Raw genomic sequence first — 21,089 nt, forward strand, 5'->3', positions numbered from 1 at the left:
CCGAGGTCGGCCGACCACACCGCCGTCGCCGGCGCCGCCACCGGCCGGGCCGGCCGGCGCGGGCGGGCGACGGCGTCGAGCCACGGCCGCAGCAGTGCCGGGTCCCGTACCAGCACACCGGGTACCGCGAGCCCGCGCGGGTCGGCCGACGGGACGAGCCCCGCGGTCGGCTTGTAGCCGAGCACGCCGCACCAGGCCGCGGGGATGCGGACCGACCCGGCGCCGTCCGAGCCGGTGGCCATCCCGACGACTCCGGCGGCGACGGCGGCCGCGGATCCGGCGGAGGACCCACCGGGGGAGCGGTCGGCCCGCCACGGGTTGCGGGTGGGGCCCCGGTCGGTCCATCCCCACGTCTGGTGGCCGCCCGGACGCGGCACCGAGGTCGCCCCGATCGGGACGGCACCGGCGGCGAGCAGCGCGCGCACGGCCGGGGTGCGGTGCCCGTGCAGCCCCTTCACCGCGATCGGCAGGCCGGCGAGCGGACCCGGTACGGCGGGGCCGGGGACGGGCACGTCGTGGTCGTCGTGGCGCAGGAACGCCCGCAGCCAGGGCTCGGTGCGGTCGCGGCGGTCCCGTGCCACCGCGACCGCGCCCGGACCGGTGCTCACCGCAGCAGGTCCGGGGTCTCCCACTCCTCGCCCAGCACGTGGTGGTCCAGGAACGCCCACACCGTCCGGTACCAGACCTTCGCGTGGTTCGGCGCGAGCACCCAGTGGTTCTCGTCGGGGAAGTACAGGAACCGGTGCGGGTTCGCCGCCGGGTCGGCCTGCCGCGACACCAGGTCCCACCAGAGCCGCAAGCCCTCGCCGATCGGGACGCGGTGGTCGCGGTCGCCGTGGATCACGAGCATCGGGGTGACGATCGCGTCGGCGTGGTGGTGCGGGCTGTGGGCCTGCGCCATCTCCGGGGTCATCTCGGTGAGCCAGTAGTCGGCGTGGTCGGTCGTGGGTCCGAACTGGTCGAGCGCCCACAGGCTGGCGTGGGTGACGACCGCGGCGAACCGGTCGGTGTGCCCGGCGACCCAGTTGGCCATGTAACCGCCGAAGGACCCGCCCATCGCCGCGGTGCGGGTGCCGTCGATCTCCGGCCGGGCGACGGCGGCATCGGTGGCCGCCATCAGGTCGGTGAACGGCGTCCCGCCCCAGGCGCCCCAGCCCCGCTGGACGAAGTCCTGGCCGTAGCCGGTCGACAGCGCCGGGTCGGGCAGCAGCACGGCCCAGCCGCGGGCGGCCATCAGCCACGGGTTCCACCGCCACGACCAGGCGTTCCAGCTGGCCAGCGGGCCGCCGTGGATCCACAGCAGCAGCGGCACCGGGTGCGCGGCGTCGGCGCCGTCGGGCAGGACCAGCCAGGCGCGGACCCGGGTGCCGTCGGCGGCGGTGGTCTCGAGCTCGGTGAGGGTGCCCGGCAGCGCGGGCGCCTGCGCCGGCGCGGGCAGCAGCTCCGGCTCGGCGTCGCGGCCGTCGGCGGACACCCGGACCGGGGTCGGGGGAGCGTCGTAGGCGTGGCGCACGGCGTAGACCCACCGCCCGTCCGGCGACGGGCACGGGTCGGAGTAGGTGCCGTGGTCGCCGGTCAGGCGGGTGACGGTGTCGTCCTGCGGTGTCGGGCCCGGCACGACCCGGAACAGCGGGCCGCGACCGTCCTCGTCGGCGGTCACGACGAGCGCGGCCGAGTCGTGCGTCCAGCGCGCCGAGGTGGGCCAGCGGTCCCAGCCGGGCGCGACCGGGCGCGGCTCGCCGCCCTCGAGCGGGATCAGCACGAGCTCGATCCGCGGCGCGGTCTCCGGGGTGGACACCCGCTCGCGCAGGGCGACGACGGTGCGCCCGTCGGGGCTGATCCGGGGCGCGCCGTACTCGTGGCCGTCGTCGGTGGTGAGGTCGGTGCGCGCGCCGGTGACGGTGTCGACGACGACGAGCCCGGGGCGCCAGGTGCCGTGCCCGTGCGCACGGTGCCAGCCGGTGACCACGCGCGCCCCGTCGGGGGAGACGGCGAAGGAGGTCTCGTCCAGTGCACGGCCGGGCGCGGGGGTGAGGTCCGTCCAGGGGTCGGCGTCGGTCCCGTCCGGTTCCCCGGAGCCGCCACGGGGGACATCGGCGCGGGGCGTGGCGAGCAGCAGCCGCTCCTCGTCCGGGCCGAGGTCGTGGTCCCAGTGCCGCACCGGGTAGCCGGTGTGCAGGATCGCGGTGACCTTGCCCTCGGTGCGGGCGGTGCGCCGCCGCTCGTCGTCGGCGGTGGTGACCGACCCGGGCAGGGTCGGTGCGGAGACGACCACCGTCCCCGCGTCGGCCGCGACGGCGACGTCCGAGATGCCACCGGGGCGCGACCCCGCCGGTTCGGCCTCGCCGCCGGCGGCCGGCAGCCGCCACAGCGAGGTCGGCGGCTCGGCCTCGCCCGCCGTGTCCGGGTCCGGCCGGGCCGACCGGAACAGCAGGTCACCGTCGGGGGTGAAGACCGGCCCGGACTCGCCGGCGGCGCCCCGGGTCAGCCGCCGCGCCGGGGCCTCGCCCGCGGGGTCGACCTCCCACAGCGCGGTCCGGTAGCGGGTGCCGTCGGCGTCGAGCTCGGCGACCCCGGTGACCAGCCGCGTGCCGTCGGGGGACAGGGCGAGCCCGCCGAGGCGGGGGAGCGCGACGTAGGCGTCGAGGTCGTGGAAGGGGGTGTCGGTCACGCCGTCGGTTCTACCGCACGCCGCGCGGCGGACCGACCCCGTTCCGGAACCGTCAGGGAACGAGCAGCACCTTCCCGGTGGTGCGGCGGCCCTGCAGGTCGTCGTGTGCGGTACGGGCGTCCGCCAGGTCGTAGCGGTGCCCGATCCGCACGTCGAGGCGGCCCGCGGCGACATCGCCGTAGACGGCGGCGGCGCGGGTGCGCAGCTCGTCGGTGGTGGCGATGTAGTCGAACAGCTTCGGGCGGGTCAGGTACAGCGACCCGGCCGCGTTGAGCCGCTGCGGGTCGAACGGCTCGACCGGGCCGGACGCGGCGCCGTAGAGCACGAGTGTGCCGCGCGGGCGCACCGAGGCGAGGCTCGCGTCGAAGGTGCTGCGCCCGACCGAGTCGAACGCGGCGTGCACGCCCGCGCCGCCGGTGAGGTCGCGGACGGCGGCGGCGAGGTCGTCGACGGCCGTGTAGTCGATCACCTCGGCGGCGCCGGCGCCGCGGGCCAGCTCGGCCTTCTCCGGCGTCGACGTCGTCGCGATCACCCGGGCGCCCTTCGCGACGGCCAGCTGGGTGAGCAGCAGCCCGACGCCACCGGCGGCGGCGTGCAGCAGGATCGTCTCCCCGCCGTGCAGCGGGACGCAGTCGTTGACCAGGAAGTGGGCGGTCATGCCCTGCAGCGCCGCACCGACCGCGACGTCGTCGGCGACGCCCTCGGGCACCGGGACGGCCTTCGCCCAGGGCACGGCGACCTGCTCGGCGTAGCTGCCCAGGGTGTTGGCCCAGGCGATGCGGTCCCCGACCGCGACACCGTCGACGTCCGCGCCCAGCGCGGTGACCCGGCCCGCGCCCTCCAGCCCGGCGACGTAGGGCGTCTCCATCGGGTAGATGCCCTCGCGCTGGTAGGTGTCGATGAAGTTCACCCCGGCCGCGGCGACCTCCACCAGCACCTCGCCCGCACCCGGGACCGGGGCGTCGGTGTCGACCACCTCCAGCACCTCGGACCCGCCGGGCTCGCTCACCCGTATCGCACGCATGTGTCCTCCTCGTCGCTCGCCGCTGCTGACGGGCCCGATCATGCCCTCACGCGTCGCGGCGGAGCATCCGGGACACGAGCACGAGCGCGGCGGCGGCGAACCAGCCCGCCGCCAGCCCGGTGCTCGACACGAGCCCGGCGGTCGGCAGCGGGTCGCGCAGCACGTCGACCCCGGCGGACCAGCCGTCGGTGAGCAGGAACGGGCGGATCGGCTCCAGGGCGGGGATCGCGCCGAGCACCCCGGACAGGATGATCCCGCCGAGCACCGAGGACAGCACCACCAGCGGGTGCTCGGTGAACGACGACACCGCCAGCGCCACCGCGCCGACCGCGGCGAGCTGCCCCAGCGTCCACAGCGCGACCAGCGCGATCCGGCCGACGGCCGACGTCAGGTCCAGCACCGAGCCGGACATCGTCAGCAGCGCCCCGCCGTCGCCGACGACCGCAGGGGGCCCGATCAGCGCCCACCCCGCCACCAGCCCGACCACGCAGACCACCGCGACCGCGACCGCGGCCACCACCAGCACCCCGAACGCCTTCATCGCGACCAGCCGCAGCCGCCCCACCGGGGCCAGCAGCAGCCCGCGCAGGGTGCCGTGCTGGGCCTCTCCGGCGATCGCGTCCGCCGCCGCGACGGTGACCACCAGCGGCAGCAGCAGCGCCATCAGCAGGGTCAGCGCCGCGACGGGCAGGGTCAGCCCGTTGCCGACGACCTCCGAGAGCAGGCCGCGGCGCGGCCCGTCGGCCAGCACGAGCCCGACCGCCATCAGGACCGGCACCGCCCCGAGCAGCGCGACCATCACCCAGGTCCGGGGCCTGCGCAGCACCCAGCGCAACTCGGCCCCGAGCAGCCGCCGCCACGACACCGGCCGGGGCGGGGCGGGCGGGGCGCTCACGCGTCGCCCTCGGTGATCCGGGTGAACAGCTCCTCCAGGCCGGTGCGGCGCCGGGCCAGCCCGTGCACCGCCACCCCGGCCCCGACCAGTCCGGCGAACAGCCGCGGCCCGTCGGCGTCGGCGGCCAGGACGACGGCCGAGCCCTCGGCCCGGGCGTCGGCGCCCGCGGCCCCGAGCTCCCGCAGCGCCGCCGCCGGGTCGGTGGTCGCGATCTCCCAGTCACCGTCGGCGGCGCCGAGCAGCCGGTCCAGCGGTCCCGCCGCGAGCAGCGTGCCCTGCTTGAGCACGGCCACGTGCGTGCACACCGCCTCGACCTCCGGCAGCAGGTGCGACGACAGCAGCACCGTCGCCCCGCCCGCCCGCAGCTCGGCGACGATCGCCCGGATCTCCCGGGTCCCGGACGGGTCGAGGCCGTTGGTGGGTTCGTCGAGCACGACGAGCCGCCGCGGGACGAGCAGCGCCGCGGCCAGCCCGAGGCGCTGCTTCATCCCGAGGGAGTAGCCGCGGAACCGGCGCCCGGCGGCCGCGGCCAGCCCGACCCGCTCCAGGGCCGCCTCCACCGCGGGCCGCACCTCGCCCGGCGCGAGCCGCGGCTCGGTCGCCGCGACCCGGCGCAGGTTCTCCCGCCCGGACAGGAACGGGTGGAACCCCGGCCCCTCGACCAGCGCGCCGACGTCGGGGAGCGTCGCGGCGAGCCCGCCCGGTACCGGGAGCCCGAGCAGCTCGACGCTGCCCGAGGTCGGCGTGGTCAGCCCGAGCAGCATCCGGATCAGCGTCGTCTTGCCCGAGCCGTTGGGGCCGAGCATCCCGAACACCGACCCGGCCGGGACGTCGAGGTCCACGCCGTCGACGGCGGTGACCCGCCCGAACACCTTGCGCAGGTCCCGGACGCGGGCGGCCGGCTGCTGCTCGTCCGCGGCCCCGTCCGCCACGTGGCCGGCGGGGGCGGAGCGGGTGGTCGTCACCGGGCCAGGGCCTCGCCGAGGACCTCCGGGCCGACGGCACCGGCGGCGACGCGGCCGTCGCCGGCCAGGATCGCCGAGCCCGCGTTCGTGGTGATCTCGCGGCCGGAGCCCCACGGTCCGGACACCGGGGTGCCGAGCCTGGACAGGTCCGGGCCCCGCTGGTCGCCGGAGCGCTGCGGGACGCGGCCGACGACCACGGTGTCCCAGCCCTCGCCGACGACGGTCGGCGCGGCGGCCCGTGCGGGCGTGCCGCCGGGGCCCCCGGGGCCGGGCTGCTCCACCGTCCCGGCGGTGCCGTCGCGGACGGTGGCGCCGGGCGGCGGGGTGAAGGTGAACAGGGCCGGGTCCTGCGGGCCGAACGTGACGTCGTCGAACCCGATCCGCAGCACCGGGTCGGTCCCGGCGCCGAGGACGGTCAGCTCCAGCGGGGTCCGGGTCTGCGCGTCGACGGCGGCGCGGACCTCGCGCAGCACGGTGCGCTCACCGGGCTTCGGCGCCAGGACCAGGGTGTAGGCGGGGCGGCCGGCGACCTCGGTGGTGCCGTCGACCCGCAGCACGCTGGTGGCGCCCAGCCGCGCCACGACGGTCCGGGCGACCTCGGCCGGGTCCTTCGCGGCGTCGGCGTCCGGGGTGTGTCCCCGGCTCGGGAACCGGGTCGCGGTGCGGTCGGTGGAGTCGTAGGCCCAGGTCGTGGCGCCGTCGCGGACGTAGGTGCGCTCGCCGTCGTCGCGGGGGACGGCGAGGCGGCCGTCGCCCGTCCCGTCGGACCAGACCCGCGCGGTGGAGGTGCCGTCGGTCAGCCCGTCGGAGGGGAGTCCCGGCACGGCGGGAAGCCCCAGCCGGTTGTCGACGGCGACGGTGCCGGCCAGCGCGACCGGCTCCGCGGCGACGACCGAGGCGACGAGCTGCTCCGGGGTGACGGGCGGCAGCTCGGGGGCGGCGGAGGCCCGCGTGGTGAGCAGGCCCGCCGACAGCGACACGGTGAGGGCGACGGCGAGGGCGGCCGCGAGGACCACGGCGATCCCGCCGCGTCGCAACCGGGATGCGGAGGTCATGGCTCCAGAGTGCCCGAGTGTCACCAGATCGTGCAGCGGCCGGTCGGACCGACTCAGACCGACGCGGCGGCGGGCTCCGGCGCGGCGGTGTCCGCCGGGTCGCCGGTCGGGGTGGCGCGGGGGTCGACGGGGGCCGGGCGGGTCGCGGTACCGGCCCACACCCAGGCGGCCGCGGCGGCGGTCAGCCCGGCGCCGAGCACGTGCAGCGACACCAGCAGCTCCGGGACCCCGAGGGCGTACTGGACCCCGCCGAGCGCGCCCTGGGCGAGGACGACCACGACGAGCACCCGGAACCGGCGCACCAGCGCCCGCGGGGCGGACACCGCGTGCAGCAGGAACCCGAGCCCGACCAGGGTGCCGAGGTAGAGGAACAGCGTGTCCACGTGCAGCTGCGCGAGCGCGGGGATCGGCACGTCCAGGCGCGGGGTCTCCGGGTCGCCGCCGTGCGGACCCGCCGCGGTGACCAGCGTCCCGGCGACCAGCAGCACCGCGAGCACCGCGGTGGAGAACAGCACCAGGCCGCGCCCGGCGGCGGGCACGGTGCGGGTCACCGGGCCGTCGGCCTCGCCTGTGGCGCCGACGAGCAGCACCGAGAACCAGACCAGCACCATCGAGGCCAGGAAGTGCAGCATCACCGTCCACCAGGCCAGTCCGAGGAGCACCGTGATGCCGCCGATGACGGCCTGCGCGACGACGCCGAGCGGCATGGCCAGCGCGAGCGCGGTGAGGCGGCGCCTGCGGGGCAGGGTGAACAGAGCCCCGAGCAGAGCGGCGCCGGCGAACAGCACGACCAGGATGCCGAGCAGCCGGTTGGAGAACTCGATCCACATGTGCAGCGGCGCGATCTCGGCGTGGTCGACCGGGATCATGCTGCCCGGCTCGCACTGCGGCCAGGTCGAGCAGCCGAGCCCCGAGCCGGTGACCCGCACGACCGATCCGGTCACCCCGATCCCGATCTGGGCGACGAGGTTCGCGATCGTGAGCCGGCGCATCAGCACCGGCGGGGTGGAGGGCACGCGCGAGGACAGCACACTACGCATCGTAGAAGATGCGGCTCAGGTCCAGCGCACCAGCCGCGACGCCGCCACCCCGGCGACGACCGCCCAGCCGGTCAGCACCAGCAGCGGCCCGGCCGCGGGGAACTCGCCCGCGCCGAGGGCCGAGCGCAGCGCCTCGGCCAGCGCGCCCGAGGGCAGCCACGGCGCGATCGCCGCCAGCGGTCCCGGCAGGTCCGCGACCGGCACCACGATCCCGCCCGCCAGCAGCAGCGCGAACCACACCAGGTTGGCGACGGCGAGCACGATCTCCGCGCGCAGCGTCCCGCCCAGCAGGATGCCCAGCGCCCCGAACGCGGCCGCGCCCAGCAGCACCGCCAGCGCGGCGCCGTCGAGCCGGGCACCGGCCGGGGACCACCCCAGCAGCGCCGCGAGCACGCCGAGCAGCACCACCTGGATCACGACGACGGCGGCGACCGCGGCCAGCCGCCCGCACACCAGCAGCCAGCGGGGCAGCGCCGTCGCGGCCAGCCTGCGCAGCGCCCCGTAGCGGCGGTCGAAGCCGAGCGCGATGGCCTGGCTGGTGAACGCCGAGCTCATCACGGCCAGCGCCAGCATGGCGGCGAACAGCCACGCCACCCGCGGCTCCGGGGCGGGCACCGCCGGGACGAGCGTGAGCCCGGCGAGCAGCGCCGCCGGGATGAGCAGGGTCAGCAGCACCTGCTCGGCGTTGCGCAGCGCGAGCCGGGTCTCCAGGCCGCCCTGGGCCCGCAGCATGGTCAGCGCGTTGCCGCGGCCGGGGGCGGGGGTGAACAGGCCCTCGGGGAAGGGGGTCGTCACGAGCGCAGCTCCCGTCCGGTGAGGTCGAGGAAGACGTCCTCCAGGCTGCGGCGCACGACCTGGACGTCGTCGGCGAGCACGCCCTGGTCGGCACACCACGAGGTGATGGCCGCGAGCGCGCCCGGGTCGATCCGGCCGCGGACCCGGTAGCGGCCGGGGGAGGTCTCGCAGCTGGCGTAGCCGGCGGGCAGCCGGGCGTCGAGACCGGCGACGTCCATGCCGGGCCGGGCCCGGAACCGCAGCTCGGTCTGGTCGCCCGCGGTGAGCTGGGCGGGCGAGCCGTGCGCGACGACCCGGCCGTGGTCGATGATGACGACGTCGTCGGCGAGCTGCTCGGCCTCGTCCATCAGATGGGTGGTGAGCAGCACCCCGACGCCGTCGCGGCGCAGCGCCCGGACCAGGTTCCACACCAGGTGGCGGGCCTGCGGGTCCAGACCGGCGGTCGGCTCGTCGAGGAACACCAGCTCCGGGCGCCCGACGACGGCGCAGGCCAGCGCCAGGCGCTGCTGCTCCCCACCGGACAGCCGCTTGTACGGGGTGCCCGCCCGCGGGCGCAGGCCGAGCACGTCGATGAGCATGTCGACGTCGAGCGGGTGCGCGGCGCAGTCGGCGACCAGGTGCAGCATCTCCCCGGTCCGAACGGCCGGGTAGGCGCCGCCGCCCTGCGGCATGACGCCCACCCGGGGGCGGACGGCCTCGTCGGCCGGGTCGTGACCGAGGACCCGCACCCGTCCGGCCGAGGGCGCCCGGAACCCGGTGCACACCTCGACGGTCGAGGACTTGCCGGCGCCGTTCGGGCCGAGCAGGGCGAGCACCTCGCCGCGGGCGAGGTCGAGGTCGATGCCGTCGACGGCGGTCGTGGGTCCGTAGCGCACGACGAGGCCGCGGATCTCCAGGGCGGCGCTCACCGGGCGGGCTCCGGGTCCGACGGCGCGCGGGTCCCGGCGGTGGCGCCGCCCGGGGTGCCGGTGCCGTCGTCCGGGCGGGCCGGGTCACCGGCGTCACCGGGGGAGCGGATCAGCCGGGCGACCACGTACAGGGCGAGGGTGTACATGGCGGCGCCCGCGGTGATGGCCAGCGGCAGCTGGAACCCGCGGAAGAAGAAGTCGGCGCCGGTGGGCGGCACGGCCAGCGCGAGCACGACCGACAGCAGCAGCAGGCCGCGGCGGTAGAACGGCATCGCCCGGGTCACGACCAGCGGCAGCAGCGCCCAGAACAGGTACCAGGGGTGCACGACCGGGCCGAGCAGCACGACGGCGCCGAGCCCGAGGCCGGTGCCGGTGACCGGGTCGACCTTCCCGCGCAGGCAGCCGAGCAGCAGCACGACCACGATCACCGCGATCGGCAGCACGAACAGGCTGCGCATCAGGCCCATCGTGGTCTCGGTGTGGTCGCCGAGCCCGGCGAGCCGGCCGACCTGCCCGGCGAGCAGCCCCAGGTTGGTGCTGATCGACATGGGCGAGATGAGCACGCTGGGTGCGGACAGCCCGCGCACCCAGTTGAACCCCAGCCCGGTGGCCAGGCTGAAGAAGGTGAGCACGGCCGCGGCGATCGCGGACAGCCAGGCCGTCATCACGGCCCAGTCGAGGAGCCTGCCGCCGCGCCTGCGGACCAGGTACACGCCGACGAAGCCGAGCGCGAGCAGCGCCGGGAGCTTCACCGAGGCCGCGGCGACGATCAGCGCGGCACCGCCGGTGATCCGCCACCACGGCCGGACGGTGTCGTCGCGCCCGAGCATCACCCAGAGCCCGAGCAGCAGCAGCGGCAGCATGATCGACTCGTTGTGGATCCCGCTGACCATGTGGAACAGCACCAGCGGGTTCGCCGCGCCGAGCCACAGGACCAGGCCGGCGTCGAGGTCGAACCGGGAGGCCAGCCGGGGCAGCACCCACACCATCAGGGCGACGCCGAGCAGCGCGAGCAGCCGGTGCTCGAGGATGCCGAGCACCACGTTCTCCCCGGACAGCGCGGTGATCCCGCGGCCGAGGCCGAGGAACAGCGGGCCGTAGGGCGCCGGGGTGTCGCGCCAGACCGTGGGGATCCCGCGGACCAGCGGGTCGTCGATGCCGAGCGCCTGCGCGGGACCGATCGAGTACGGATCGATCCCGCGGGCAAGCGTCGCGCTCTGGGCGAGGTAGCTGTAGATGTCCTTGGAGAACATCGGCGGCGCCAGCGCCAGCGGCACCCCCCACAGGATCGCGGTGCGGCCGAGCTCGCGGCGCTCGGGCGCGGGGTGGTGCGCTCCGCGGGTGGTGAGCATCCGGGCGATCCACAGCCAGGCCGTGACCACCATGAGCAGCCCCGCGTAGGTGACGGCGATCGCGAGGGTGACGTTGCGCGAGGGCAGCCCGATCACGCGCAGCCCGTTGAGCGGGTTCGGCACCGGGAACGCCCCGGAGCCCAGCGCGCTGATCCCCATCAGCAGGGCGCCGGTCAGACCGAGGATCCGCGCGATCCGGGCCTGCTCACGCAGGCCGCGCCGGGCCCGGTGGCCGGTCGACGGCGGTGTGGCGGTGGGATCGGACGGCGCCGCACGCGTCGGGGGGTCGTCGCGCCCGGGCGGGGCGACCTCGGGCGTCACCATGGGAGAAGAGGTTAGTGGTGCGGTGACGGGGGGTCCGGTACCGGCCCTCACCTGCGGGTGGAGTGAGCCCGGTCACCACGGCGGGGGGTCTGTTTTGCCGTGCCGGGACATATACGCAACACTGGTGTTGTGAAAACGGACCGGACAGCGCCGCGGCGCCTCGACGACCCTGCCTGCGGGCACGGCGTCGGCGGCGACGCCGTGGTGCCCGCCGGCTCCGGGACGGGTACCCGCGCCCTCGTGGCGCGGGTGCTCATGGAGCAGGGTCCGGTCACGGCCGCCGTCGTGGCGGCCGAGCTGGAGCTCACCGAGGCCGCCGTGCGCCGGCACCTCGACGCGCTGATCGCCGACGGCGAGGCGGAGGTCCGGGCCCCGGCCCGGTCCGCCCGTCCGCGCGGCCGGGGCCGTCCGGCCCGGGAGTACCTGCTCACCGACACGGGCCGGGTCCGGTTCGGGCACGGGTACGACGACCTGGCCACCCAGGCACTGCGCTTCCTCGCCGAGACGGCGGGGGAGGAGGCGGTCGACGCCTTCGCCCGGCACCGGGTGCGCGAGCTGCTCGGGTCCGACCTCGATGCGGTGACCGCCCCGGCGGAGCCCGCAGAACGCGTCGAAGCGCTGGCCCGGGTGCTCAGCGCCCGCGGCTACGCTGCGCAGGCCCGCCACGGCGGCTTCGGGGTGCAGCTGTGCCAGCACCACTGCCCGGTGGCCCACGTGGCCACCGAGTTCCCGGAACTCTGCGAGGCCGAGACGCGTGCGTTCGCCGAGCTGCTGGGTACGCACGTGCAGCGGCTGGCCACCATCGCCCGCGGCGACGCCGCGTGCACCACACACGTCCCGCTCGAGGATCCCGAACTCCTCGCGCGGGCGAGAGGTAAGAAGCAAGGCCGTTCCGTCACCGTGAGTGGGAGACCCACTGCGCAGGTGCGGCAGGTGCAAGAAGAAGGGGGCTCCGCCGACGGCGGGACCCTCTCCCACCACGGTCCCCGAAAGGGAGGCAGTCCTTATGACGACCACTCCTGATGTGCGCACCGAGCTCACGCAGGAGGAGACGATCGCGGCGCTCGGCCGGTACGACTTCGGCTGGGCCGACTCCGACGAGGCGGGCTCCATCGCGAAGCGTGGCCTGTCCTCCGAGGTCGTCGCCGACATCTCCCGCCTGAAGAGCGAGCCCGAGTGGATGCTGGAGTTCCGGCAGAAGGCGCTCGACATCTTCGGCAAGAAGCCGATGCCGCGCTGGGGCTCCGACCTGTCCGGGATCGACTTCGACAACATCAAGTACTTCGTGCGCTCCTCGGAGAAGCAGGCCGCCACCTGGGACGACCTGCCCGAGGACATCAAGAACACCTACGACAAGCTGGGGATCCCGGAGGCCGAGAAGGCCCGCCTGGTCTCTGGTGTCGCCGCGCAGTACGAGTCCGAGGTCGTCTATCACTCGATCCGCGAGGACCTCGAGCAGCAGGGCGTCATCTTCCTGGACACCGACACCGCGCTGAAGGAGCACCCGGAGCTGTTCCGGGAGTACTTCGGCTCGGTCATCCCGTCCGGTGACAACAAGTTCTCCGCCCTGAACTCCGCGGTCTGGTCCGGTGGCTCGTTCATCTACGTGCCGCCGGGCGTGCACGTCGACATCCCGCTGCAGGCCTACTTCCGGATCAACACCGAGAACATGGGCCAGTTCGAGCGGACGCTGATCATCGTCGACGAGGGTGCCTACGTGCACTACGTCGAGGGCTGCACCGCGCCGATCTACAAGACCGACTCGCTGCACTCGGCCGTCGTCGAGATCGTGGTCAAGAAGGGCGGCCGCTGCCGCTACACCACGATCCAGAACTGGTCGAACAACGTCTACAACCTGGTCACCAAGCGCGCCAAGGCCGAGGAGGGCGCGACCATGGAGTGGGTCGACGGCAACCTCGGCTCCAAGGTGACCATGAAGTACCCGGCCGTGTGGCTGATGGGCGAGCACGCCAAGGGCGAGGTCCTCTCGATCGCGTTCGCGGGCGAGGGCCAGCACCAGGACGCCGGCGCCAAGATGGTCCACCTCGCGCCCAACACCTCCTCGACGATCGTGTCGAAGTCGGTGGCGCGCGGCGGCGGGCGTACGTCCTACCGCGGCCTGATCCAGGTCAACCCGCGGGCACGCAACTCCCGCTCGACGGTGAAGTGCGACGCGCTGCTGGTCGACACGATCTCGCGCTCGGACACCTACCCCTACGTCGACATCCGCAACGACGACGTGTCGATGGGGCACGAGGCCACCGTCTCCAAGGTCTCGGACGACCAGCTCTTCTACCTGATGAGCCGCGGTCTGACCGAGGACGAGGCCATGGCCATGGTCGTGCGCGGGTTCGTCGAGCCCATCGCGCGCGAGCTGCCGATGGAGTACGCGCTGGAGCTGAACCGGCTGATCGAACTGCAGATGGAGGGTTCCGTCGGATGACGACGAGTGACGTTGCCGGCCTCGCGCCCGAGCTGAAGGGCGCCAAGGAGGGGCAGGGCGAGGTCCCGATCGCCTCGGCCGGCGAGCGCTTCCAGTCCTTCGACGTGGAGGCGTTCGAGGTCCCCGGTGGCCGCGAGGAGAACTGGCGGTTCACCCCGCTGCGCCGGCTCAAGGGCCTGCACGACGGCAGTGCCGCGTTCGAGGGCACCGCGCCGGTCTCGGTCACCGAGGCCGCCGGGGTGACCGTCGAGAAGGTCGGCCGCGACGACGCCCGGATCGGCGAGGGCGGTGTCCCGTTCGACCGGGTCGCCGCCGCGGCCTGGTCCGGGTTCGGCGAGGCCACCCTGGTCACCCTGGACGGGGAGAAGCTCGACCCGGTGACCGTCACCGTGGACGGCCCCGGCGAGGGCGTCACGGCGGCCGGCCACCTGCACATCCGCACCACCCCGCACACGCAGGCCACGGTCGTCGTCGTGCACCGGGGGTCGGGTGTGCTGGCCGACAACACCGAGGTGGTCCTGGGCGACGGCTCGCAGCTCACGCTGGTCGTGACCGAGGAGTGGGCCGACGACGCCGTGCACGTGGGCGCCGAGCACTACTCGATCGGGCGCGACGCCACCCTGCGGGCCACCACGGTCCAGCTGGGCGGCGACCTGGTCCGGGTCTCCTCGACCGTGCGCTACGCCGGCCCCGGCGGCGACGCCGAGCTCGTCGGGCTCGGCTTCACCGACGCCGGCCAGCACCTCGAGCAGCGGCTGCTGGTGGACCACGCGGTGCCGAACTGCAAGTCCAACGTGCTCTACAAGAACGCGCTGCAGAGCCTGACGAAGGACTCCTCGCACGTGGTGTGGATCGGCGACGTGCTGATCCGGGCCGCCGCCGAGAACACCGAGACCTTCGAGTTCAACCGGAACCTGGTGCTCACCGAGCACTGCCGCGCCGACTCCGTGCCCAACCTGGAGATCGAGACCGGCGAGATCGTGAGCGCGGGCCACGCGAGCGCCACCGGCCGGTTCGACGACGAGCAGCTGTTCTACCTGCGCAGCCGCGGCATCCCCGAGGACCAGGCGCGTCGCCTGGTCGTCCGCGGGTTCTTCGGCGAGGTCCTGAACAAGATCACGCTGCCGGAGCTCAAGGAGCGCCTCGAGGCGGCCGTCGAGGCCGAGCTCGCGCTCACCGGCGTCTGAGCGCAGCTCGGCACCGATTCCGCACACTTCCCGAATACGGAGCGACCACCACCGATGTCCACTCTGGAGATCAAGGACCTGCACGCCTCGGTCGAGACCGAGGACGGCCCCAAGGAGATCCTGCGCGGTGTGAACCTCACCGTCCGCGCGGGCGAGACGCACGCGATCATGGGGCCGAACGGCTCCGGCAAGTCCACGCTGGCCTACGCCATCGCCGGGCACCCGAAGTACACCGTCACCGGTGGCGAGGTGCTGCTGGACGGCGAGAACGTCCTGGAGATGTCGGTCGACGAGCGGGCGCGGGCCGGGCTGTTCCTGGCCATGCAGTACCCGGTCGAGGTCCCGGGCGTGTCGATGGCGAACTTCCTGCGCTCGGCGGCCACCGCCACCCGCGGCGAGGCGCCGAAGCTGCGGACCTGGGTCAAGGAGGTCAAGGAGGCCATGGCCGGCCTCGACATCTCCCCGGAGTTCGCCGACCGCTCGGTCAACGAGGGCTTCTCCGGCGGTGAGAAGAAGCGCCACGAGGTGCTCCAGCTCGAGCTGCTGAACCCGAAGTTCGCCGTGCTCGACGAGACCGACTCCGGCCTCGACGTCGACGCCCTGCGCGTCGTGTCCGAGGGCGTGAACCGGTACCGGTCGAGCGGCGAGACCGGCGTCCTGCTGATCACGCACTACACGCGGATCCTGAACCACATCAAGCCGGACCGCGTGCACGTGTTCGCCGGCGGCCGCGTCGTCGAGTCCGGCGGCCCCGAGCTGGCCGACGAGCTGGAGAAGAACGGCTACGTCCGGTTCACCCAGGCCGACAAGGCGGCGGCGGACCAGAAGGCACTGGCCTGACCATGACCCTCACCCACGGAACCGGGACCACGGCCGGCCACAGTGCCGATGCTCGTTCCGCCGGCGCTGCTCTCGGTGCCGACGCCGTGGCCCGGATCCGGGCGGACTTCCCGATCCTCGCGCGCACCGTGCGCGAGGAGAAGCCGCTGGTCTACCTCGACTCCGGTGCGACCTCCCAGCGGCCGCGCCAGGTGCTCGACGCCGAGCGCACGTTCCTGGAGCGGCACAACGCGGCCGTCCACCGGGGCGCGCACCAGCTCGCCGAGGAGGCCACCGACGCCTACGAGTCCGCCCGGGCACGCATCGCGGCGTTCGTCGGTGCGAACGACGACGAGGTCGTGTTCGTCAAGAACGCGACCGAGGGCATCAACCTGGTCGCCTACGGCCTGGGCAACGCCTCGGTCCGGACCGGGCTCGACGCCGCCTCCGAACGGTTCGCGCTCGGCCCCGGTGACGAGGTCGTCGTCACCGAGCTGGAGCACCACGCGAACCTCATCCCGTGGCAGGAGCTGTGCCGGCGGACCGGCGCGACCCTGCGCTGGTACTCCGTCACCGACGACGGCCGGATCGACCTCGACTCGCTCGAGCTCACCGACCGGACGCGGGTCGTGGCCTTCACCCACCAGTCGAACGTCACCGGCGCCGTCGCGCCGGTCGCGCAGCTGGTGGAGCGGGCCGCCGCGGTCGGCGCGCTGACCGTGCTCGACGCCTGCCAGTCGGTGCCGCACATGCCGGTCGACCTGCACCGGCTCGGGGTGGACTTCGCGGTCTTCTCCGGGCACAAGATGCTCGGGCCCTCCGGGGTCGGCGTCCTCTACGGCCGCCGGGAGCTCCTCGAGGCGCTCCCGCCGTTCCTCACCGGTGGCTCGATGATCGAGACGGTCCGGATGGAGGGCGCGACCTGGGCGCCGCCGCCGCAGAAGTTCGAGGCCGGGGTGCCGATGACGTCGCAGGCCGTCGGCCTCGGCGCCGCGGTCGACTACCTCGAGGCGATCGGGATGGACACCGTCGCCGCGCACGAGGCGTCGCTGACCGCGGCCGCGCTCGAGCAGTTGTCCGCGATCGACGGGCTGCGCATCGTCGGGCCGCCCGGAGCGGAGCTGCGTGGGGGAGCGGTGTCGTTCGTCGTGGACGGCATCCACGCCCACGACCTGTCCCAGGTGCTCGACGACGCCGGTGTCGCCATCCGCGTGGGTCACCACTGCGCGTGGCCGCTGCACCGGCGCTTCGGCATCGTGGCCAGCGCCCGGGCGTCGTTCGCGGTGTACAACACCCTGGACGAGGTCACCGCGCTGGCCGACGGGGTGCGCGCCGCCCAGAAGTTCTTCGGGACGGTGTGACGTGCAGCTGCAGCAGATGTACCAGGAGATCATCCTGGACCACTACCGCGACCCGCACGGCGCCGGTCTGCGCGAGCCCTACGACGCCGAGACCCACCACGTGAACCCCACCTGCGGGGACGAGGTCACGCTGCGGGTCAAGGTCGACGGGGACGTGGTCACCGACGTGTCCTACGAGACGCTGGGCTGCTCGATCAGCCAGGCGTCGGTGTCGGTGCTGCACGACCTCGTCGCCGGGAAGCCGGTCGGCGAGGCGTGGAAGATCATGGCGTCGTTCCAGGAGATGGCCCAGGGACGAGGCAGGGTCGAGCCCGACGAGGACGTCATCGGCGACGGCGTGGCCTTCGCCGGCGTCGCCAAGTACCCGGCGCGGGTCAAGTGTGCTCTCCTGGGCTGGATGGCATTCAAGGACGCGGTGAGCCGCACCGACGCCCGCATCGAGAACTCCGAGGGGAGTCCGGCATGAGCGAGACCACCGAACAGAGCACCTCCGAGGACGTGGTGCGCGGCGCGGCGGGCATGCCCGAGCCGCCCGCCCGGGCCGACGCCGGTGACGGCGCGACCCTCGAGGCCCTGGAGGAGGCGATGAAGGACGTCGTCGACCCCGAGCTGGGCATCAACGTCGTCGACCTCGGCCTCGTCTACGGCATCGACCGGGACGGCGGGACCGCCGTCATCGACATGACGCTGACCTCGGCGGCCTGCCCGCTGACCGACGTGATCGAGGAGCAGACCCGCTCCGCGCTCACCGCCGGTCCCGATGGCGGCCTGGTCGACGACGTCCGGATCAACTGGGTCTGGATGCCGCCGTGGGGCCCCGAGAAGATCACCGAGGACGGCCGCGAGCAGCTGCGGGCCCTCGGCTTCCGGGTCTGACGACCCCGCACCGACCCCGACGGGCCGGATCCCCACCAGGGGCTCCGGCCCGTCGTCGTCTCAGGGGAAGTAGACCTCCCGCAGCCGGTCCTCCAGCCCCGCGACGGCGCCGGTGTCGACACCGAGGTGCTCCTCCAGCGCGTCCCGGACCCGCGCGGGAGAGGTGAGGTCGTGCCGCGCCACGTCGCCGTCGGCGGTGCGCACGGTGAGCCGGGTCCCGTCGAGGGTGGTCCGGTGCTCCGGGGTGGTGCGCGCGGCGACGAGCCCGGTCCGGAAGTGCGACGCCGGGTGGTGGGTCAGGTACCAGGAGCCCATCGCGAAGTCGACGTCCGGGGCGGGGACCAGGTCGACGACGTACTGGTCGGCCCAGTCACCGCTGCCGCGCCGCTGCAGGACCCAGGCACCGTGGTCGTCGCGGGTATAGCGGTAGGTCGCCTGCGGGGTCGGCTGCTCCAGCCCGGCGACGAGCCGCAGCGCGGTGGTCGGCACCGTCGAGCCGAACCCGGCGTCGACGGTGAAGCGGCCCTCCGTGGTGTCGACGAGGGTGAGCCGGTGGGTGCGCGACGTCGGCGGGTCCGCCGGGGCCAGCCCGAGGCGGACCCGGCCGACGAGCGGGGTGACCTGGTACCCCACCGCCGCCAGCACGTCGTACAGCAGGCGGTTGTGTTCGAAGCACCAGCCGCCGCGCCGGCCGTGGACCAGCTTCGCCGCGACGCCGTCGGAGGTGGTCGGCGGCTCGACACCGGTGAACGGGTCGAGGTTCTCGAACGGGATGGTCGCGTTGTGCGCGGTCACGACCCGGTCGAGCAGCGCCCGGTCCGGTGCCGCCCGGTCGACCCCGAGGAGGTCGAGGTACGCGGCGGCCGAGGTGGTCACCGTGCTCGTCATGGTGCCCGAGGCTGTCACCTCGACCCGGGTTCAGGTCAAGGATCAGCGTTCGCGGGCGCCGCGTAGCGCCCACGCCCGCAGGTGGGAGTAGCCGCGGGTGTGCAGTGTCGCGATCCGCCGCAGGTCGAAGCGCGGGTCGTCGCGCAGCGACTCGAACATCTCCTTGTCGACCAGCACCGTGTCCGGGCGGGCCTCGGAGGTGAGCCGGGCCGCGACGTTGACGACCTCGCCGTAGACGTCGCCGTAGCGGGCCAGCACCATGCCGTGGGCGAGGCCGATCCGCAGCTGCGGCAGCGCCGGCTCGGTCCGGACCCGGTCGCGCAGGCCGAGCGCGATGGCCGCGGCGTCGGCGGGGTGCTCGGTGACGTAGAGGACCTCGTCGCCGACGGTCTTGATCACCCGGCCGCGGCCGTTCGCGATGACCTCGGTCGTCACCGAGCCGAACCGCTCGATCATCTCGCCGAGCTCGTCCATGGAACGGCGGCGGGTGGTGCGGGTGAAGCCGACCATGTCGGCGAACCCGACCGACAGCGGCCAGGTGTCGGCCGCGATGTGCGCGGCGTCCAACCGCTGCGCCCCCGCGACCCAGCGCGACGCCGTCGCCGCGAGGTGGCGGCGCCACACGTAGGACTGCAGCGACTCCAGCTCGGGCAGCACGTCGGCGGCGAGCCGGGCCGCGTCGCGCGGGGTCAGCTCGCCGATGTGTGCGGCGGCGACCTGGGCGAGCATGCCGATCTGCCACTCGGCGAGCCGTGACAGCGACTGCGCGACCGCGCGGGCGACCGCCTCGCGGGCGTTCTTGTCGGGCAGCCAGTCCCGGGTGAGGCGGGCGACGGTGCTGGCCGCCTCCAGGTCGGCGCGGGTGTAGACGCGGTCCTCCGGATCGGAGTCGGCGAACCCCAGCGCCCGCCAGAGCCGCCCCGACTCCTCCGGGTCGAGCCCCGCGGCCGCCACCAGCTCGTCGCGGGTGAACTCGCGGGGCGCGCCCAGGATGAACTCGTCCAGCGCCCCGTCGTCGATCTCGCTCCAGTCGATCGAGGCGGGGTCGGGCAGCGGACGGGGTGGTCCGGGTTCGGACGTCACGCGATCACGTGGTGTGCACGACGAGCACGTCCACGCCGGCACGGCGGGTCGCGTCGGCGGGCACCGAGCCGAGCAGCCGCCCGGAGAAGGTGTTCAGACCGCGGTTGCCGATCACGAGCAGGTCGGCGCTGTGCTCCTTGACCGCCTTGCGGAGGACGTCGACCGGCGCGCCGTCCTCGGCGAAGGTCGAGACGTCCTTCGCGCCGGCGGCGGCGGCCCGGTCGGAGGCCTCGCGCAGCGCCTCCTCGGCGGGGGTCCAGCCGGTGACGAGGAAGGCCTCGTCCTTCAGCGCGTCCTCGGCGGCCGAGGTGTCCTCCCGGCTGGCCGGGGTGTAGGCGGAGACGATGACCAGTTTCGCGCCGCTGTCCGCGGCCACCCCGGCTGCGCGCTCGACGGCCGCGAACGACGTCGACGAGCCGTCGGTGCCGACGACGATGGTCTTGTATGCGGACACAGGTGCCTCCCGGGGAACGGTCGCGCGTCGCCGGTCCTGCGGCCGGCGTCACCGCGTGCGACGACGTTACTACGTGGTATCCGATCAACTTGTCCTGAGTCCCTCCCGTCATCGCCCTTTCGAGTGAAATGCGGCGGCTGATCGCAGCATGTGCGCTCGTACGGGTGGCGGAGCGGCCCGGAACACGCCGGCCATCCCGGCAAGGGTGCCGGTCAGGTCGTCGCGGCCGGTGAGGAACGCGCGGCCGCTGCGGCCGGCGAAGAACGCGTCGAAGAAGTCCGGCACCAGCTGCGGCGGCATCTCCAGCACGGTGCGCAGCCCGTGGCGGCGCAGGCGGTGCACCGCGCGGGCCGAGCGGGGCCAGAGCAGCCGGCGGGCCGCCGTCGTCGCGGCGGCGGGGTCGTGCGGCAGGTGCCGGGCCAGCTCGGCGGCCAGCCGCGGGGCCAGTCCGAGCGCGGGGGCGACGCTGAATCCGGTCGCGGGGTGCACCAGCGGGGTCGCCGCCCCGAACCCGACGGGGTGCCGTGGACCGCGCGGGGTGTCGACCGGGAAGCGGACGCGCTCGACGGGGGCGGCGTCGGGCACGGCGACGCCCGCCCCGGCGAGCCGGGCCGCGAGCCGGTCGCGCAGCTCGGGCAGCCCCAGCCCCGGCCGTCGCGCCAGAGAGGTCTCCTCCAGCAGGACGGTGCCGTCGCCGTAGGGGACGGCGTAGAGGAACGTCGGCCACTCCGTCCACCCCGGGCGGTGCGGGCCGGGGGAGCGCCAGTCCATGAAGACGGCCTCGCCGGGCCCCACCACCGGCGCGGCCACCCGCTCGTCGACGACGACGCCCCACGCGGTCTGCTCGGTCCCGCCCGCCGGGCCGGGGCGCAGCCGCGACGGGGCCCCGGTGGCGTCGACGACCAGGGCCGCGTCGACGACCCGCGCCGCGTCGTCCCGCGGGGCCCCG

21 protein-coding genes are annotated in these 21,089 nt (G+C 74.7%); 7 read left to right on the forward strand and 14 right to left on the reverse strand.

Annotation, left to right across the window (positions count from 1 at the left end):
- From NH602_RS12655 to mptB, 10 genes are all read right to left on the reverse strand, one after another.
- Nucleotides 1-608, reverse strand: a 608-nt coding sequence (locus NH602_RS12655) for an amidase family protein (protein WP_253067922.1), incomplete at its 3' end; no start/stop codon positions are given.
- Nucleotides 605-2,671 (reverse strand): alpha/beta fold hydrolase, encoded by a 2,067-nt coding sequence (locus NH602_RS12660; RefSeq protein WP_253067923.1) that lies wholly within the window; start codon nucleotides 2,669-2,671, stop codon nucleotides 605-607. The genes NH602_RS12660 and NH602_RS12655, both read right to left, overlap by 4 nt.
- Before the next feature lie 52 nt (nucleotides 2,672-2,723).
- The gene (locus NH602_RS12665; protein WP_253067924.1) at nucleotides 2,724-3,695 is read right to left on the reverse strand and encodes a quinone oxidoreductase; all 972 of its coding nucleotides are present in this window, start codon (nucleotides 3,693-3,695) and stop codon (nucleotides 2,724-2,726) included.
- Between the two features lie 46 nt (nucleotides 3,696-3,741).
- The gene (locus NH602_RS12670) at nucleotides 3,742-4,590 is read right to left on the reverse strand and encodes an ABC transporter permease (protein ID WP_253067925.1); all 849 of its coding nucleotides are present in this window, start codon (nucleotides 4,588-4,590) and stop codon (nucleotides 3,742-3,744) included.
- The gene (locus NH602_RS12675; protein WP_374210159.1) at nucleotides 4,587-5,555 is read right to left on the reverse strand and encodes an ABC transporter ATP-binding protein; all 969 of its coding nucleotides are present in this window, start codon (nucleotides 5,553-5,555) and stop codon (nucleotides 4,587-4,589) included. The genes NH602_RS12670 and NH602_RS12675 overlap by 4 nt, the downstream gene beginning before the upstream one ends.
- Nucleotides 5,552-6,610 carry an outer membrane lipoprotein carrier protein LolA gene (locus tag NH602_RS12680; protein ID WP_253067926.1) on the reverse strand — a complete coding sequence of 353 codons (1,059 nt, stop codon included), beginning with the start codon at nucleotides 6,608-6,610 and terminating at the stop codon, nucleotides 5,552-5,554. Before NH602_RS12680 ends, NH602_RS12675 begins: the two co-directional genes overlap by 4 nt.
- A 53-nt stretch (nucleotides 6,611-6,663) precedes the next feature.
- Nucleotides 6,664-7,650, reverse strand: coding sequence for a heme A synthase (locus NH602_RS12685; protein ID WP_374210160.1), 987 nt, complete (start codon nucleotides 7,648-7,650; stop codon nucleotides 6,664-6,666).
- A 15-nt stretch (nucleotides 7,651-7,665) separates the two neighbouring features.
- The gene (locus tag NH602_RS12690; protein WP_374210161.1) at nucleotides 7,666-8,445 is read right to left on the reverse strand and encodes an ABC transporter permease; all 780 of its coding nucleotides are present in this window, start codon (nucleotides 8,443-8,445) and stop codon (nucleotides 7,666-7,668) included.
- Nucleotides 8,442-9,353 carry an ABC transporter ATP-binding protein gene (locus tag NH602_RS12695; protein WP_253067928.1) on the reverse strand — a complete coding sequence of 304 codons (912 nt, stop codon included), beginning with the start codon at nucleotides 9,351-9,353 and terminating at the stop codon, nucleotides 8,442-8,444. The genes NH602_RS12690 and NH602_RS12695 overlap by 4 nt, the downstream gene beginning before the upstream one ends.
- Nucleotides 9,350-11,029, reverse strand: a complete 1,680-nt coding sequence (gene mptB / locus NH602_RS12700) for a polyprenol phosphomannose-dependent alpha 1,6 mannosyltransferase MptB (RefSeq protein WP_253067929.1) — start codon at nucleotides 11,027-11,029, stop codon at nucleotides 9,350-9,352. Before mptB ends, NH602_RS12695 begins: the two co-directional genes overlap by 4 nt.
- Nucleotides 11,030-11,230: 201 nt before the next feature.
- Between mptB and NH602_RS12705 the strand changes: the two genes are divergently transcribed.
- From NH602_RS12705 to NH602_RS12735, 7 genes are read left to right on the forward strand one after another with little or no spacing between them, the layout of a single operon-like run.
- The gene (locus NH602_RS12705) at nucleotides 11,231-12,052 is read left to right on the forward strand and encodes a metalloregulator ArsR/SmtB family transcription factor (protein WP_253067935.1); all 822 of its coding nucleotides are present in this window, start codon (nucleotides 11,231-11,233) and stop codon (nucleotides 12,050-12,052) included.
- A complete protein-coding gene (sufB, locus tag NH602_RS12710) occupies nucleotides 12,036-13,472 on the forward strand; it encodes a Fe-S cluster assembly protein SufB (RefSeq protein WP_062395386.1) in 1,437 nt (478 codons plus the stop codon). Before NH602_RS12705 ends, sufB begins: the two co-directional genes overlap by 17 nt.
- On the forward strand, nucleotides 13,469-14,659 hold the full coding sequence (gene sufD, locus NH602_RS12715) for a Fe-S cluster assembly protein SufD (protein WP_224402333.1): 1,191 nt from the start codon (nucleotides 13,469-13,471) through the stop codon (nucleotides 14,657-14,659). The genes sufB and sufD overlap by 4 nt, the downstream gene beginning before the upstream one ends.
- Before the next feature lie 54 nt (nucleotides 14,660-14,713).
- Nucleotides 14,714-15,499, forward strand: coding sequence for a Fe-S cluster assembly ATPase SufC (gene sufC, locus NH602_RS12720; RefSeq protein ID WP_253067930.1), 786 nt, complete (start codon nucleotides 14,714-14,716; stop codon nucleotides 15,497-15,499).
- Between the two features lie 2 nt (nucleotides 15,500-15,501).
- On the forward strand, nucleotides 15,502-16,839 hold the full coding sequence (locus NH602_RS12725) for a cysteine desulfurase (RefSeq protein WP_253067931.1): 1,338 nt from the start codon (nucleotides 15,502-15,504) through the stop codon (nucleotides 16,837-16,839).
- Nucleotide 16,840: 1 nt separating this feature from the next.
- Entirely contained in the window at nucleotides 16,841-17,305 is a 465-nt protein-coding gene (sufU, locus tag NH602_RS12730) for a Fe-S cluster assembly sulfur transfer protein SufU (protein WP_062395379.1), read from the forward strand.
- Nucleotides 17,302-17,715: a metal-sulfur cluster assembly factor gene (locus NH602_RS12735; protein WP_020624271.1), complete on the forward strand. Its 414-nt coding sequence runs from the start codon at nucleotides 17,302-17,304 to the stop codon at nucleotides 17,713-17,715. The genes sufU and NH602_RS12735 overlap by 4 nt, the downstream gene beginning before the upstream one ends.
- 60 nt (nucleotides 17,716-17,775) lie before the next feature.
- Here NH602_RS12735 and NH602_RS12740 read toward each other — a convergent pair whose 3' ends face one another.
- From NH602_RS12740 to NH602_RS12755, 4 genes are all read right to left on the reverse strand, one after another.
- A complete protein-coding gene (locus tag NH602_RS12740) occupies nucleotides 17,776-18,603 on the reverse strand; it encodes an arylamine N-acetyltransferase (protein WP_179762677.1) in 828 nt (275 codons plus the stop codon).
- 42 nt (nucleotides 18,604-18,645) lie between these two features.
- Nucleotides 18,646-19,686: an adenylate/guanylate cyclase domain-containing protein gene (locus NH602_RS12745; RefSeq protein WP_217266865.1), complete on the reverse strand. Its 1,041-nt coding sequence runs from the start codon at nucleotides 19,684-19,686 to the stop codon at nucleotides 18,646-18,648.
- Between the two features lie 4 nt (nucleotides 19,687-19,690).
- Nucleotides 19,691-20,140 (reverse strand): universal stress protein, encoded by a 450-nt coding sequence (locus NH602_RS12750; protein WP_062395375.1) that lies wholly within the window; start codon nucleotides 20,138-20,140, stop codon nucleotides 19,691-19,693.
- Nucleotides 20,141-20,248: 108 nt separating this feature from the next.
- On the reverse strand, nucleotides 20,249-21,089 hold an 841-nt coding region (locus NH602_RS12755), incomplete at its 5' end, for a lycopene cyclase family protein (RefSeq protein WP_253067932.1).

The organism is Pseudonocardia sp. McavD-2-B (assembly GCF_024124365.1).
Lineage (GTDB): Bacteria > Actinomycetota > Actinomycetes > Mycobacteriales > Pseudonocardiaceae > Pseudonocardia > Pseudonocardia alni.